At 37.4% G+C, this 15,417-nt stretch carries 18 protein-coding genes; 6 read left to right on the top strand and 12 right to left on the bottom strand.

The features are described from left to right. Positions 1-16 precede the first annotated feature (16 nt). Complete coding sequence (locus CSP5_RS07250) at positions 17-1,336, top strand: alpha,alpha-trehalose-phosphate synthase (UDP-forming) (protein WP_148689996.1); 1,320 nt, start codon at positions 17-19, stop codon at positions 1,334-1,336. Continuing rightward, on the top strand, positions 1,337-2,068 hold the full coding sequence (gene otsB, locus CSP5_RS07255; RefSeq protein WP_148689997.1) for a trehalose-phosphatase: 732 nt from the start codon (positions 1,337-1,339) through the stop codon (positions 2,066-2,068). Here the strand turns inward: otsB and CSP5_RS07260 are convergent. The 11 genes from CSP5_RS07260 to CSP5_RS07310 all read right to left on the bottom strand — a co-directional run bounded on the left by CSP5_RS07260 (position 2,047) and on the right by CSP5_RS07310 (position 11,725). Further along, entirely contained in the window at positions 2,047-2,874 is an 828-nt protein-coding gene (locus CSP5_RS07260; RefSeq protein WP_148689998.1) for a nitrilase-related carbon-nitrogen hydrolase, read from the bottom strand. The two genes, otsB and CSP5_RS07260, sit on opposite strands and share 22 nt — an antisense overlap. 52 nt (positions 2,875-2,926) lie before the next feature. After that, positions 2,927-4,009, bottom strand: coding sequence for a DNA topoisomerase IV subunit A (locus tag CSP5_RS07265; protein ID WP_148689999.1), 1,083 nt, complete (start codon positions 4,007-4,009; stop codon positions 2,927-2,929). Beyond that, positions 3,996-5,840 (bottom strand): DNA topoisomerase VI subunit B, encoded by a 1,845-nt coding sequence (locus CSP5_RS07270; protein ID WP_148690000.1) that lies wholly within the window; start codon positions 5,838-5,840, stop codon positions 3,996-3,998. Before CSP5_RS07270 ends, CSP5_RS07265 begins: the two co-directional genes overlap by 14 nt. Before the next feature lie 128 nt (positions 5,841-5,968). Then, the gene (locus CSP5_RS07275; protein WP_148690001.1) at positions 5,969-6,727 is read right to left on the bottom strand and encodes a proteasome assembly chaperone family protein; all 759 of its coding nucleotides are present in this window, start codon (positions 6,725-6,727) and stop codon (positions 5,969-5,971) included. Then, positions 6,714-6,851, bottom strand: a complete 138-nt coding sequence (locus CSP5_RS07280) for a nucleolar RNA-binding Nop10p family protein (RefSeq protein WP_241869807.1) — start codon at positions 6,849-6,851, stop codon at positions 6,714-6,716. The genes CSP5_RS07275 and CSP5_RS07280 overlap by 14 nt, the downstream gene beginning before the upstream one ends. A gap of 32 nt (positions 6,852-6,883) precedes the next feature. Next, the gene (locus CSP5_RS07285; protein WP_241869808.1) at positions 6,884-7,663 is read right to left on the bottom strand and encodes a translation initiation factor IF-2 subunit alpha; all 780 of its coding nucleotides are present in this window, start codon (positions 7,661-7,663) and stop codon (positions 6,884-6,886) included. 2 nt (positions 7,664-7,665) lie between these two features. Continuing rightward, positions 7,666-7,863, bottom strand: coding sequence for a 30S ribosomal protein S27e (locus CSP5_RS07290; RefSeq protein ID WP_197685801.1), 198 nt, complete (start codon positions 7,861-7,863; stop codon positions 7,666-7,668). Further along, positions 7,863-8,147 (bottom strand): 50S ribosomal protein L44e, encoded by a 285-nt coding sequence (locus tag CSP5_RS07295; RefSeq protein ID WP_021790132.1) that lies wholly within the window; start codon positions 8,145-8,147, stop codon positions 7,863-7,865. The genes CSP5_RS07290 and CSP5_RS07295 overlap by 1 nt, the downstream gene beginning before the upstream one ends. Positions 8,148-8,417: 270 nt before the next feature. Beyond that, positions 8,418-9,383, bottom strand: coding sequence for an energy-coupling factor transporter transmembrane component T family protein (locus CSP5_RS07300; RefSeq protein ID WP_148690003.1), 966 nt, complete (start codon positions 9,381-9,383; stop codon positions 8,418-8,420). Then, complete coding sequence (locus CSP5_RS07305) at positions 9,384-10,988, bottom strand: ABC transporter ATP-binding protein (RefSeq protein WP_148690004.1); 1,605 nt, start codon at positions 10,986-10,988, stop codon at positions 9,384-9,386. It abuts the gene before it with no gap. Further along, positions 10,985-11,725 carry a hypothetical protein gene (locus CSP5_RS07310; protein ID WP_148690005.1) on the bottom strand — a complete coding sequence of 247 codons (741 nt, stop codon included), beginning with the start codon at positions 11,723-11,725 and terminating at the stop codon, positions 10,985-10,987. Before CSP5_RS07310 ends, CSP5_RS07305 begins: the two co-directional genes overlap by 4 nt. Before the next feature lie 204 nt (positions 11,726-11,929). On the opposite strand from CSP5_RS07310, the gene CSP5_RS07315 reads away from it, so the two are divergent. Beyond that, the gene (locus CSP5_RS07315) at positions 11,930-12,688 is read left to right on the top strand and encodes an HAD family hydrolase (RefSeq protein WP_148690006.1); all 759 of its coding nucleotides are present in this window, start codon (positions 11,930-11,932) and stop codon (positions 12,686-12,688) included. 110 nt (positions 12,689-12,798) lie between these two features. Here the strand turns inward: CSP5_RS07315 and CSP5_RS07320 are convergent, their stop codons facing one another. Then, positions 12,799-13,293, bottom strand: a complete 495-nt coding sequence (locus CSP5_RS07320) for a hypothetical protein (RefSeq protein WP_148690007.1) — start codon at positions 13,291-13,293, stop codon at positions 12,799-12,801. Positions 13,294-13,608: 315 nt separating this feature from the next. Here CSP5_RS07320 and CSP5_RS07325 point away from each other — a divergent pair, with 315 nt between their 5' ends. The 3 genes from CSP5_RS07325 to CSP5_RS07330 all read left to right on the top strand — a co-directional run bounded on the left by CSP5_RS07325 (position 13,609) and on the right by CSP5_RS07330 (position 15,318). After that, the gene (locus CSP5_RS07325) at positions 13,609-14,733 is read left to right on the top strand and encodes an alkaline phosphatase family protein (RefSeq protein WP_148690008.1); all 1,125 of its coding nucleotides are present in this window, start codon (positions 13,609-13,611) and stop codon (positions 14,731-14,733) included. 77 nt (positions 14,734-14,810) lie between these two features. Further along, complete coding sequence (locus CSP5_RS09810) at positions 14,811-14,987, top strand: hypothetical protein (protein ID WP_172399436.1); 177 nt, start codon at positions 14,811-14,813, stop codon at positions 14,985-14,987. After that, entirely contained in the window at positions 14,968-15,318 is a 351-nt protein-coding gene (locus CSP5_RS07330; RefSeq protein ID WP_021790134.1) for a hypothetical protein, read from the top strand. The genes CSP5_RS09810 and CSP5_RS07330 overlap by 20 nt, the downstream gene beginning before the upstream one ends. Positions 15,319-15,417: the final 99 nt, after the last annotated feature.

Genomic DNA, 15,417 nt, shown 5'->3' on the forward strand with positions numbered 1-15,417 from the left:
AAACCCTTTTAACTCTGTGTCCGTGATAATGGTTACAAGCAGGGGTCCCTATTCCTATGAGAAAAAAAATAACCGCATAATTAAGCAGGAAAATGTAGGGGGTGTAGCCACAGGACTGAAGAAAATTATAGAGAGAGATAGGGGAACCTGGATATGCTGGGGTGATGGAAACGCTGACCATCTGTATCAGGATGAAAATAATGGTCTCTATCGAATTAAAAGAATACTGCTAAATCCCAGAGAAAAAAAAGGATTTTATGATGACTATTCAAACAGTACACTCTGGCCACTGTTTCACTATTTCAGGGAAAAGATAGAACACGATTCAATTGCTTACGGTTATTACAGACATGTAAATAGAAAGTTTGCAGAGGTTATCAAAGATACTGCTTCTTCTGAAGATGTAATATGGGTTCACGATTATCAGCTATCACTTGTACCGAAGTACCTGAGAGATATGGGTGTGAAGAATAAACTTCTCTTTACATGGCATATCCCCTGGGTCTCAAGTGAATTCTACACCATCCTCCCTGAAAGGGAAGATATAGTTAAAAGCATATCAATGTGCAATAGCATCACTTTTCATACGCAAAAATACAGAACAAATTTCAGACATTCCTACGAAAGAGTGGTGGGTTATGACAAAGAACTTGAAAGAAGAACGTTTACCTTTCCACTTGGAATAGATTATCAATCATTTTCTCATGAACAGATTGAATCTGGTAAGAGACCTTTTGAAGATAAAAAGATTATATTCTCCATAGACCGGCTTGATTATACAAAGGGACTCGTAGAAAGGGTCAATGCCATTGAGATGTTTATAAAGAAATATCCTGAATTCAAGGAAAAATTTGTTTATCTTATGATGGTAACGCCAAGCAGGATTGGTGTGGAAGAATATGAAAAGCTAAAGGAAAAACTTGAAATGAATGTAGGAAGAATAAACGGTCTTTATGGAAACCTTAACTGGGTTCCAATTGTTTACATGTATAGAAAGATAAATTCGGACATTCTTAAAACCTATTATAGCTGGGGTGATATAGCATTAATAACACCTATGAAGGATGGGCTGAACCTGGTCTCAATGGAGTACGTGGCAGTTTCAAAGAAAGGAGTTCTAATCCTTTCTGAGTTTGCTGGTATTTCGGAATATCTAAGAGGGGCAATAAAGACAAATCCCAACTCAGATGATGATGTATCAGAAAAGATTGCTATGGCCATGAGAATGCCAGATAGTGAAATTCTTAGAAGATTGCGAAGCATGAAAGATTTTTTGAGAAAACATGATGATAAATGGTGGGCCAACAGGATTCTTGGAACGCTGGTGAAAAACTGATTGATTACAGAAGACATTGAAAAGTACCTTACGGGAATTGAAAAAGGCTCACAGATATTTCTGGATTATGATGGTACTCTTGTTCCCATAATCATGGATCCAGAACTCTGCTTTGCGGATAACGAATTAAGAGAAATCCTTAAAGAAATAGATAGGCTGTATGAGCTTTATATAATTTCAGGTAGAACCCTTGAAGATCTAAAGAAATTCATAAATCTGAACCTTAACTATGTTTATCTTCATGGAATGTTCGCAGATCTTAAGGGAAAAACCATCGAGTTTGTTGAAAATTCTTCAAAATATTTTGATACTTTCAGGAAACTTGAGAATGAAGTTCGCTTCCCAGATGGAAGTGGTGTGAGAACATACAGGAAGCCATATGGGTTCGTGATTCACCTTGGACTGGTGCCAGATAGCCTAAAACCTGAATATATAAAACAGGCAGAAATCCTTGGAAAGGAGTATGGGCTGGAGATATATTATGGGATAAACCTAATAGAACTTAAGGTACCCGGAGTGAATAAGGGAAGGGCAATAAGAGCCCTGCGGAATGATAGAAAGTGCCTGATTGCCGGTGATGAAGCTACTGATGAATATGGCTTTGTGGAATGTCCGGAATGCCTTACCATACATATAGGCAATGGAAAAACTGCTGCAATATTATCTGTGAGAAATATAGATGAATTTAGGAAAATACTTAAGGCACTTATTCAGAAACCGGATATATCGTAAAAATCTCTTCTTCTTGCAGTGAGAACCTTTACGTTTTCTCTGTATGAAGTCACTTCTGACATATCAATTTTCACAGTAATATCTTCCTCATCTTCGCCCAGCTCTTCTATTACCTTTCCTGCCGGTGAAATCACTGTTGAATGCCCTATGAATTCTGGTCCAGATTGCCCAGAAGCCACAACAAAAACCCCATTTGTCATTGCGATACTTTTCAGCAGTGCAGTCCATGTCTCAAGCTTGTATTCTCCCTTAAAGAATCCAGCCTGAATGGTTATCATCTGTGCACCCTTTAGCGCATATAATCTGGACAGTTCCGGAAACCTTATATCATAACAGATTTCCATACCAAGTGGAATGCCATTAAGGGAAATGACTTCTGGTCTTCTGAGACCCTCATTGTAAACCTTCGATTCCATATATCCGTAGGAGTCAAATAGATGGAGTTTCTGATATTTTCCAAATAGAATACCCATATTGTCTATGGCAAATGATGTGTTGAATGGTTTCTCAGTTTGACCCCTGCTCTCCACAAAATTTCCAATTACAGCTATTTCTCTTTTCATAGTCATACTTCTGATTTCCTCAACGAATTGTCCAGTGATAGATTCAGAGACATCAATCATAAAGTTTCTGTCATTGAAATCTGGCTTGATCATAGAGTATTCAGGAAATATAACCAGATCCTGTTTTCCAGAATATTTGTCAATTTTTCCCTTTATAAAGTCCAGGTTTTCTTCCTTGCTTTTTCCGGAATTGAATTGCACAACTGCAATTCTCATTTGATTGCTTACTGAAGAACCGTTCATCCTTTCACTAACTCATTATGTTTTGAGTGTATAATATTTTTGTTAAAAATGATCATCTCTTCAGATTAAGTTTCTCTGGAAGATATGTATCAGTTACAAAATTCAGGCCATATTTGGCCAGAGCCTGTTGTTCAGCTTTCTGATTTATTTTAAGCATCGTCTCAATTTCTGATTTCCAGAATTCGTTTTGGAATCTTGGGTCCTGAAGTTCAGAATTTAATGCTGATATATCCTTGTCATTCAATTTATCTGTTGGAAGATCATAATTGAGTATATCTGAAGCACTAATTCCCACAAATTCAGCTGTTGGAACTGCAAGCCAGTGTGAAATGTGTGCAGTCTTTATTGCCCCATATGCCACTGATGCATATATCCTGAACGACCATGGATCCCCATCTGTGAAGATATATACGGGAAGACCCATCTCCTCATTCATCCTCTTGAGCATCCTTCTTGTGCTTCTAGCTGGCTGCCCCTTAAGATGGACAAGTATTGCCCTGAAATCCTCGTCAAACTTGTTTTCCACAAGTCTGTCAAACATTCCTCCCGTTTCCAGAGCTACAATCATATCTGCATCGTGTGATATGAGCCTGACCTTTTCCTCCTCTACATTATATGGTATATTATATCCCGCATCTCCAACATCATCACGACAGTTGATTCTCTTAAATTCATTCTTCCTGTTCTTTTCCTCTATGGTAATATCGCCAATAATACTTGCACCATTCTCCTCCGGCCTCAGATGAAAATCCTCTCTCATCAATTCTGTCATTACTTCCATGTCCTCTGCGAGCACATTTGACTCGTCCTGTGTCGCAAACTTGTAATCCTTCCAGCCCTCAGATATGTAATACATCTCCCTGAGAGTTGATGACTTTGACTCTTTCAACATATCAAGAATGAAGTTGATTGTGTAAAGTGATTTGGCAATGAACTCTGCTCCATCTATCTTTCTGGCTGTTCTCCTAACCTCCTGGTCCCCGTATTTCCATACACCGTATAGTGCGTCAAGAACTATGTTATCCCGTGTTCGTGACTTAATCTTTATCTCAGGGATATCCTCATTCTTTATGGCCTCATAAATTGTATTTACAAAGTTCTTCAGCTGTTCTTCTGTATTTTCACTCCTGCTCATTTACTTCCACCCCCTTTAAATCCCAGTCTGCTGGCAGCTCCTCAGCTCCTTGTACCAGAACTGGATTTATTCCTGTAACAAAATATTCCGCACCAGTATAGTTTCCCTTTACCTGATCTAGACCTTCTTCGTAACTGTATGTTTCTGCTGATTCAAGGTTTTCAATTTTTATGTCAACTTCCCTGAAGGGAAAAACGATCTTCAGATTGAATGAAACTGTATCATCTGTATAATTTATGACAGATGTAATTGATTTCTTTTTATCTCCGTTCTCAACTTCTTCCCTTACAAAAACAACGTTTGCAATTTTACTCATTGTCCTCCTGTAATCGGGCACTTCGAGCTTTAGAATTTCTGAACTCTTTTTTGCAATCTCAGGAATTATCTTGCTCACGAGTCTGAATTTCTCCCCCATCTTCTTGTTTCTCTCTATCCTGTTGTTGAATCTTCTCAGCTGCCTCATTTCTGCTTTCAGGACATTCTTAATTTCCTCAACTATTTCGCTAACAGGTGCTATTGCTTCCTTTGACTCTGACACATATGGAATCTTTGGCCCATATACATGGACAAGAATTATAGCGGGGCCGTAAGGAACCCCCTTTCCCTGTTTCTGCTCCATTCCATACTGCCTCCAGTCCGTTTCTGATATTGCCTCTGTGATAGCACAGGAACCAGCCTGAAATAGAAGAGGGACCTTATTTGCATATCTTATTATTCGTGCTGGCTGGTCTGAAGGGAGTTCTCCACCATATACCATTCCTATTTCAACTGAAAACGGGTTACCCTTATGAATTCTGACTGAACCTGAAATGGGTCTGCCATAAAAACCTGGCCGCTCATCACCATATACGGAAAGCATACCTACCCTGATGAACTGCTCCGAAATTGGTGATAGGGATTCAGCTGAGGGAGGCATAAGCTTCACCTCAGATATGGTCGATATTATCCTTTCTGCCTCAGCCCTCTCAAGCGCTGCTGGCCTCATTTCTGGATCAACTCCAGATTTTTCCAGTATTTCAGATGCCGTGTTTAAACTTATTCTTGAAAAGTTTTCTACGAATAACTCCTTCATGTTTCTGTTAGAGCTTTCGGAAGCAAGGGATAAAAGCTCTCCCACCTCAAGTCCATAGGGATGGGGTTTGACCGGTTTTGACTGCCTTGAAGGTTCTTCGATGGATCTTTCAAAAGTAATTGCTGTCCCATCGGGATCTGTGAATCTAATTCTTGCATTTGGATTTACCACTGCCACTTCCTTCAGATATTCATGTATGGATTGCCTTCCGGTTATGTATTTCCCCTTTGCCCTTATCCTTACCTCTGTTCCATGTTCTGCCTTCCATATAACCGGCTCTTCTGTCTTTATATTTGCCACATTATTTTTGATATCTATACCCATTTCGAAGTGGTATGCAACATCGTCAGCTGGCCTCTTTGTAGTGATATGAGAGAATTCACCTGTTGTTATCTGACCATAGAGGATTGCTGCCGTTATTCCAAGTCCTTGCTGTCCCCTTGTCTGCCTCATCACATGAAATCTTGAACCATAGAGTAGTTGTCCGAAGGCCTTTGGGACCTGCGTTCTCTCTATTCCAGGTCCATTATCCAGAACCACCATCTCATAAATGTCCCCTGATATCCTTGAAATCTTCACGTCTAAATCTGGAAGTATTCCATGTTCCTCACATGCATCAAGTGAATTATCCACCGCCTCTTTTACCATAATAAATAAAGCTCTTTGCAATGAATCAAAACCAAGTATGTGCCTATTTTTCTCAAAAAATTCCGATATAGAAACCTGCTTGAATTCCTGTGGCTTTTTCTTTTCCTGCATCCTTAAGCCATATGAAACTGATTATATTTACCTTATTCTAAATGAACAAGTTACAAAAACATTACCCTGGGTTGGTATATAATGAAAAATAATATTAAATCAGAACTTTTCTATGATTTATTCCGGAATTACTGGAAATAACCCAGATCATCCTTCTTTTCCTTGTCGATCATATCTGACTGCATTTTTTCAGTTAATTCTGAAAGATTTTTACACCTTTCCTCAAGATCCATGAGAGAAACCCTGAAGCCCACAAGTTTTGTGAGTGTTTTCAATATTTCAAGTGCTGCCTTAGGGTCAGGGAAATACCCAGATGTTTCACCCATAAGACATGCAGCCTGTATTCTAAAGAACTTATAAGCAAGTCCTACTATCAGACCGTTTGATCCGACTATTCCTCCACCCGGTTCACCTTCAGGGAACTTCACACCATTCTTTATGAGGTTTTGTTTTAGACTTGAATCGGTAAAGGCACCAAGAATTCTTGGAGTCTCAACAAGTTTGCCTACACCATATCCACCAAGTGTGTATATGATATTCACGTTCATTTCCCTTGCAATTTCCAGTAACCTCCACGAAAGTTCATACTGACCCTCTGGTGTGTTTCCCTGAAAATCTCCTGTGAACACGAATAGTGATTTAGACTTTGAAATTTGCTTGTAAAACAGAGTATTTCTATTTAAATGAGCCTTGCCTTCTCTGTCCACAAATACCTGAGCCGGGAAATGAGAGGAATAAATTTCGAGAACCTTCTCCATCTTCAACTTGTCGATCATGTAATCTACTGTAATTCTTCCAACATTACCTATGCCAGGAAGCCCACATACCAGTGTACTTGTTCCTTCTGGTATTACGTCTATCATTTTCTTAATCTTAATTGTCTCCATCTTCATTCTCCTCCATTTCTTCCAGCCTGTACTTCTGGAATTTATCAGTTGTAGAATATTTCATTGGTCCGGCCAATTTTGTTGCCCCGGAACATTTTGGACAATTCAATTCCATTGTGTACATTCCACACACACTACACTTTCTTATTGTTCCCTTCATTTGTCCTTACTATCCCTGATAAACTCAAAGGATACCCCACTCTTTTTGCAGTTGTCTGAAATATTCTGAATAATAGTTTTAAGTTTATCCTCAGCGCTCTTATATTCCCTGTCTCTAACTTTCAATAAATATCTTGGTGCTCCTGCATACCTTATGGTAGCATCTGCAATCTCACCTATATCTAGGCAGTTCTTAATCTTCTCAATACCCTTGGATTCAAGCGAATACATCTCTATTGTGCCACCAATTTTAACGAATGGGGACTGTACATTCTGTGTTGCTATCTTCAGAAAAGCATTTCTCCACTTTGCTTTTGTTCCTTTGTAAAAATCTTCTTCTTCTGTAGCAGCCTCTTCAAACGCTGAATACAGACTTCCATACTTTTCGACTAATTCGTTTCCAAATTCAGTCATACATTCTTCAGGAGATTTCTTCAGAGATGCTGAGACCAATTCCATTAACTTCTCGGCCTTCTGATCATTCTTCCATTCTGAAATTTTTTCTCTCTTCTGATGTTCATTTACCCTCTTAAGTGATAGATCAACACTTTTTCTTCTCGAATCAATTTGAAGTACCTTACATACTGTTTTCTGTCCTTCCCTGAGATGATCCCTTATATACCTGACCCAACCATTGGCTACCTCTGCGATATGGATAAACCCGTTAAGGTCTTTGTATTCATCAAGCTTCACCTCAGCCCCAAATTTTTCAACCTTTGTTACGGTTACTACCACAAGGTCTCCAATTTCAGGGATATCATTCATTTTTTCCATCATTATCAGAATTCTTCTGTGATCTCACAGTTAGTCATAATGGTACCGCCCGTGGGTTTTGCAAGTTCAGATCCGCAGATATTGCAGTTTACTACACTTGAACCTTTGGTGTATGTAATCTGCTCACTACCGCACTCTGGGCACTTGATTTTTATGAACCTATTTCCCTTTCCCTTCAGTTTTTTCATTTCCTTATCAGTCATTATCTTACCTCCACAATTTCAAGTTTCTTGGCTCTCTGTGATGGGGGAGTGCTTGCTTTCTTGCATTTTGTGCATCTGTATCTTAAATTAACTCTTTTAGTTGGTTTTTCTCTGCCCTCAGGCTTTGGCCTCGGGAAACCTCCAAAACCAGATGTTGCTCTCCTGAATCTCCTTTGACCCAGATTAAGTTCACTAGCCTTCTTTTTTCTTACTCTTTCCACTTCATGTTTGGTATGTTCCTTGCAGAATTTGCAGTACATTTTAACTGTTTTTGGTATTTTCAAATTGATCACCTAAACTACCCGACACCATTCAGATATCAGAATATGAGTCAGGATAGCTCTATGACATATAAGTATTTATTTACAAATTTAACTTTTGATGTAACAGGAATATTTATTAAACGATTCCAATGCAATTAACAAGAATAATCTGAGCGCAATTTATCATAGAGTAGATTGCAAGAAAAATCTGCATTCTGAGTGATTGATTTAAAAATAGCTGATGGATTATAAGTGCGATTACGTAACTCGCAAATGCCAAAGAAATTTTCTTCAGGTTAGGTAAGGAATTGCCCTTCCAAAACCCATTAATATAGCAATTATTGTTCCTACAACTATAATTACAAGAAATGCTGAAAAAATATAATCTTCTCTCCTGAATGGCATTGAAATCAGATAGGATCTTGTGGGATAAGCCCTGAAAGCCCTTGTATCAGCCGAAATCCCAATATCTTTTGCCCCCCTTAAAAGGTGTACTATAGTTGGAACGATAGAATATATGGCTGCTGCCAGAGTTATAAATGGCCTTAGTGTCTTACCTCTGTTACCACCGTATCCTCTCATAAGGGATATCTTTATAGAAGTATCGAAGGAATCAAAAACAGAGGGAATAGTTTTCATAGCAACTACAAGGGAAAATATAATCGGACTTGGAATTTTAAGCTTACTTAGTGTTTTTACGATCTGTGCAGGTGTATTCGTCATCACTAGTAGAAGACTTGCTACAATTGCGGCAGTGAACCTGAATGAAATTTGGAAACTGTAGTACAGGGACTGTAAGGTCAGTGTATGCTCATAACCAAGTATACTAAAATATGATGGCCATGTCCATATGGTAGTAAAATGATTTATGGGTGTGTGTAGTGCCATAGAAACTATGTAGAAAGGCTCATAGGGAGCATAGCCCCAGACGGTGCCTATGATTACCGAAAGAACCAAAAAGCCTGCTAGATACAATTTTCTCCATCCGTTCTTCAGAGTAACATAACTGCCGAGAAACCCAAAAGTTATGATTGCACCGATCCACCATATAGAAAATGTGGCAACCATTACTATAATTACTGATAGAACTATTTTTACTGCTGCATTAACTCTGTAATAGAATGTGTGGTAGTTTTCATACGAAGTAATCTCTTTGAACCCTGAAATACCAATGGCACCCAGAATAAGATAGAATGGTATGCTTATTCCAAATATGAACAATAGCCAGCTGATCACCGAATCCAAAATACTATACATCTAATTTTTCACCTCTTCTTCATATCTCAAAATAAAATCCGACGGGGCAATGACCCCATACTTATGTGAGAGCTTAAATATTTCCTCAGGTACGCCTTCGTGGATTATACTTCCGTTGCTCATTATTCCTATATAATCAGAGTATCTATATGCAAATCTTGAATCGTGTGTAACGATGATGAATGAGTATCCCATGTCACATAATTTCCTGATCTCTTCCCCCAGAACCTTCTTATTCATGAAATCCTGTCCAGATGTTGGTTCATCCATAAGCATTATATGAGCAGATGATGCAAGGGCTGCAGACATACAGACCCTTCTCCTCTGCCCGGTACTGAGCATCAATGGATCTGCGTCCCTCTTGTCATCCAGGAAGAACATATGGATTAGTGCATCTCCCATCGTCTCGAAATCCTTTACTTTCCTGTGTTTTGCCGAATAATATACTTCATCCTGAACAGTCTTGCTTACCAGCATGAGATCAAAACTTTGAGGTAAATATGCAAGCCCCCTTCCTCTTATTACATAGTCTGATTTCGTTAGATCCATATTTTCCATAACAAGTTCACTGGAAACCTGGAAGTTTTTTCTGTTAAGGAAGTCCATTAAACCCTTTACCAGTGTAGTTTTACCGGCTCCATTTTTACCCATTATGCAGTACACCTGTCCTTTCTTCAAGCTGATCGTTGAATTCACTATCTCTTTCTGTTCTACACCCTTAACAGAAACTTCAACATGGGCTTTCAATATAATTTCTCCATCATTTTTTCTCTTCCTGTGAGATAGTTCCATTCCCGTTTCTCTTATTTTTTCCCTGACTATATTTGGGTCAACAGAATCTATTCCAAGTTTTTTTGCATAGATATATTCCTCTGGTATCTCTATACCTGCTGTAAGAAGAACGTCTGCACTCCTCATCAGATGCTCCTTCGACACATTCAATATTATCCTGCCGTTGTCTATAACCACGATTCTATCAACAAATGGCAGAGCCCTTTCGACCTTGTGTTCCACTATAATTTGTGTCATATTTTTCTTGTTTTCCCTAAGAAACTCGAAGATCTGCTCTGTTCCTTCTGGATCAATGTTTGAAGTTGGCTCATCAAGGATCAGGATTGATGGTTCCATTGCTATAACTGAAGCCAGTGCCACTCTCTGCAGTTCTCCGCCGGATAACTTTGATGTTTCTCGATCAAGGAACTTCTCCAGATCTACAACCCTTACGGCTTTATCCACTCTTCTTTGAATTTCTTCTCTGGGGAGTTTAAGATTTTCAGGACCGAATGCGATTTCATCGACAATACCATAATTCATAACCTGTCTCTCGGGATCCTGAAAAAGTGTCCCAACTACCTTTGCTATTTCAGGAAGCTTCATATCGCTTACATCTTTTCCATATAGGCATACGGTTCCAGAAATTTCACCGTTGATGACATTCGGGATTATACCATTTATGCAATTTACGAGAGTGCTTTTACCTGAACCAGACTTCCCAGTTAGAAGAATGCTTTCTCCTTCATTAATGTAAAAATTATCAATTGACAAGGCAGGCTCCTCTTCACCCTGATAATAAAATTTTAGGTTTCTTATTTCTATGGCTTTCATTGCCCCAGAACCCTTGCCACCCTCAATGCGATTAAGCCAGCTATTCCCCCGAAGATCACATTTCCTGGTATGGATTCAGCAAAGCCGATGAGTATTGCCTGCCAGTTCACTATTGAACCATATAAAAATGGCCCAAAGAACCCGTTGTAAAAGAATGATCCGGGGAACGCCCATGTAAAGCCTATAATTCCACCGGTTATGGCCGCAAATAGTCTCTGTCTCGACATACTCTGAGCTTTTATACCTTCTTTTGCTTTCTTTGAGAAGTTGCCGAAAAGATTTCCTTTTTTTATTGTTATAGCAAGATCGATAAAAAGCCCATACGTTAAAGATTCATAGACTACAAACATCGGCTCTCCACTAAAACCATAATGGAAGATGTCTCCAAGTATATCAAAGATCGCCATACTCATCATACCAACACCTGGTTTCTTCACCAAACCAGCTATAATGAATATGATGATTATTCGTCCAAAAAATCCAAAACCGATGAATGCCGTTAGTCCTGGTGGAACTATTTTATCCATTAACGGCCCGATGAAGAACTCCCAAACAACTGTGAACGCTGCGCCTATACCAATATATACAAAATCAACAGTCTTGAATCCATTCAAACCGTCGGTTTTATGACTGTAATACAAAACAAAACCCAATGCAATTACAAAATATGCAAGTACTATTTCCCAGGGAATCATCCCAGCAATGTTCAAATTGCCCTGTATTCCATTTAAACTCATATTTTTTCAATTTTTCATGTTCTTAATCTAGTTAATCATTTTCTCCATACTATAGATATAAATATATACGTTAAAATGAAATTGTTGTTTCTATAATATGGAATATAGAATAAGTAGAAAAATTCTAAACCAGGTTAATTATAACTAAGATAAAGGAAAAAGGTAGATAGATGGTTTTATTTTGTTTCGATAAGGGGATCTGTCATGAGTGAACTTAAGACGGTATTAGTTGATTTTGATAACACGATTTATGATGATTTAGGTGCCATGAGAAGGACGTTTGTTTTGCTGAAAAGGGAGTATAGATTTTTCAAATCTGTACCACTCGATGAACTTCTTTCAAGATTTTATTTCACCGATTATAAAATGCAGGACCTGTTAAGGACAGGTGGGATGACTCCTGAGGAGGTCAATTTGAAGAGAACGGACATGTTTCTTCAAAATATAGGACTTCCACTTAAGGATGATATGGTAAAGGAGATACATGACAGAATAAGAGAGGTTCATATAAGAACAGGAAAACCATTTTCTGGAGTGCATGAGGTTTTGGGCGAATTGAAAAAGAAATATGTAATAGGTGTGGTAACTAACCATATGGGAAACTATCAGAGACAGAAAATAGCTAAATCAAAACTTGATAAGTATATTGATTTTATGATTCCAGCATATGATTATAATGTTTTCAAGCCTGAGGAAGAGATATTCAAAATTGCCCTGAAAGGTGCAAACTCGTCCCCGGATGAAACTGTAATGTTGGGGGATAACTGGAAAGCAGATATTAAGGGTGCCTTAAATGCAGGAATAGTGCCAATATGGGTGAATTTTAAGAATCAGCCTGCTCCCAATCCCGAATTCAAAAATATTATAAGGTCCTTTTATCCGGCATCTGAGGTTGTATCTAAAATTGAAGAGTTTTATTCAAAGGGAATTGAAACTATGTCCTTAGAAGAAGGTGTTAATTGAAATAAAGATATTGAAATACTATTCTACTTGGTTTTATTTTTACTCTTTTAAAAAAAATTGTCGGTACTATAAGGTCAAGATTGTAAAAATTAAGCATTCAAAAACCCAGTCTATTTCTTCATTCTTCTATACATTGACTCGTATATACCCCCAAGGATTACTAGTAATCCACCAACAGAACTGGTTTCAGATATAACATCTCTGGCCTTATAATAGGCTATGTGTAGCAACCCTGCGCTACTAATATTCACTATGTAGAGATGCAGACTTTTATCCCATCCTGTATCATAGAAATGAGAGTACATTATGGCTGTTATAAATCCAGATATGATAATCACAAGAGGAAAATATTTCGCTAATACATCTACAGACTTTCTTATGTTTAGATATTCAACTATTCCAATTCCAATCAGGTATAAACTAAATATTGTATTAATAATAAGTACATAGTTATTTACTGCAGATCCTTTCATTGTCATTCCATAGGGAACTACAAAAAGCAACAAACCCCCCACTAAAATGTAAATGTATGTTACATATTTTTGATCAATCCACTTAAGTTCTTCCTCATTTTTGGTAGAACCTATATTTTGACTCCTGTCCATAAGAAGACAAAACCAATTTATTCTTTAAATTAACTTATATACAATAAATATACAATTTATTACTATTTAGCCTATATTAGTTTGATGAAGTGCTTAATGATATTGCATGACCTCATTTTTATATTAATGAAATTTCAACAAGTACGAACGTAATGTAAACTTAACCTGACATGTACCAGGGTCAAACCTTGAGATCAATTTAATTACATCTATTAGACACGATAAAGAATTCTATACTTTATATTTCTTCGACGGACTATATTGGAAATATATTTTACTTAGGTTACATTAAAATTGTTAGTGATATGATCAAATATGGAATCTAACGATCTTGTTCTACCGAACTATGAAAATGGAAGTTTATATAATTTGGCACAAAGTGTAATGACAAGCCTAGAGCTTCGCCCACATAATAATTGTTTGAAAGTTTTACCAGTAGATGGAAAAAAGATGAGTGTTGTCCTAATAGATGGATTTGGTTATCTTGCTGGAGTAAAAGCTGGAATTATCGAAGATGGAGAGCCATACTTGACGAGTGTATTCCCGTCAATAACTACCACTGCACTTGTGACCCTAATGTCGGGCCAGCTTCCAGGAGATCACTGTGTTCTGGGTGGAACAACTTTTGTTAAAAAATTTGGGACCATTATTGATAATTTCCAGTTTTCTCCTGTGTATTCGAAAGGAAAAGACTCCTTAAAAGAATTTGGATCAATGAAAGATACATATAAAGTTGAAAATACAGTGGAAAAAGCAGTAATGATTGGGAAAAAGATTGCTATAATATCTCCAGAATTTATTAGAAAATCGGAATTGACTACAATAACTAACAGTACTAAAGGAGATCACTTTCATTATTATCACCTGTGGGATGCTTTATATTTCTACAGAAAGGCATTAGAAAACGGATATGATTTTGTTTATTTATATATTCCATTTGCTGATAAACTGTCGCATATCTATGGCCCATATTCAGAACAGAATCTTAGTGCTCTCAGAGAAATAGTAAACAGTGTAAAGAAAGAAATGGATCCTTATAAAAATGAATACAGATTCATAATAACTGCAGATCACGGTCATGTTGAGGCTAAAAGGGCGATACAGATGACTGATTACCCAGCAGTACCGGCTAACTTTTCCATGGCTCCATTTGGTTCTACCAGGTCTATATTTTTCTCTGGATCAAGTAATCTGCTTGAGTCTCTCAACAACTATCTACCAGGTTTAAAGATATACGATAATAACAAGAATAATCTGAAAATGCTCTTAGGATCATCAGAATGTAGCCGATTTTCAAGCTTTGACTATATAGGAATACCCATAAACGGAGATTCATTTTTTTATCCTGGCTCTTTAGATGAAGGCAACACTACATATTTTAAAGGTAGACATGGAGGGTTGTGCAGGGATGAAATGTTGATTCCCTTAATCATCATATGAACGAAATCCTGAAAAATTATGTTGGAAGTATTATTTAAATTGAAAACACTTAAATAAGTTGATACCTATGATCATTTATGGAAGAAGAATCTATAATAGAGAATTTCATAAAAGCACTTGAAGGGGCAAAAGGATCAATGGAATTTAATTTTAAGGAAATGAGTATTAAATTACCAGGAATGAACGCGAATGTTGTTATTAATGGAACCCTGGACGTAACAGCGATGCCCGTACATGAAAAAGCAAAACAATGAAATAGTATCTAATGTTGCTCAAAGTCTACTGAATTCAGGTAATGTTGAGATCAGAATTGATGGCAAACCATTTTCAACTGTGTCCATAAATAAAGGAACCGTTGATATTGAAATGGAAGATAGGAAACTATCGAAAAACATATTCAAAAAAATGCCTAAGATGAGTAAACGAAGAAAAATGTTAAGCCAGTTTTCAAGTTTCGTAGCATCCCTTGGAGTAATAATAGAAATAAGAGATCAAAAAGGATTGATACTGAAGATAGGTAAAGGGGCGCACTCTGTCCTTGGTAACTTTGAGGCAAAACTCGTAAAATTGGAAGAGTACTTTTAGTTACTGTTTTTGATATATAGTGCTAATATGGTCATCTAATTATGAATAACCTGTGAGTGTCTTTTCTTTTTTAAATGGAATAAATAGGATATTTTTTTA

This window comes from Cuniculiplasma divulgatum, assembly GCF_900083515.1.
GTDB classification, from domain to species: Archaea; Thermoplasmatota; Thermoplasmata; order Thermoplasmatales; family Thermoplasmataceae; genus Cuniculiplasma; species Cuniculiplasma divulgatum.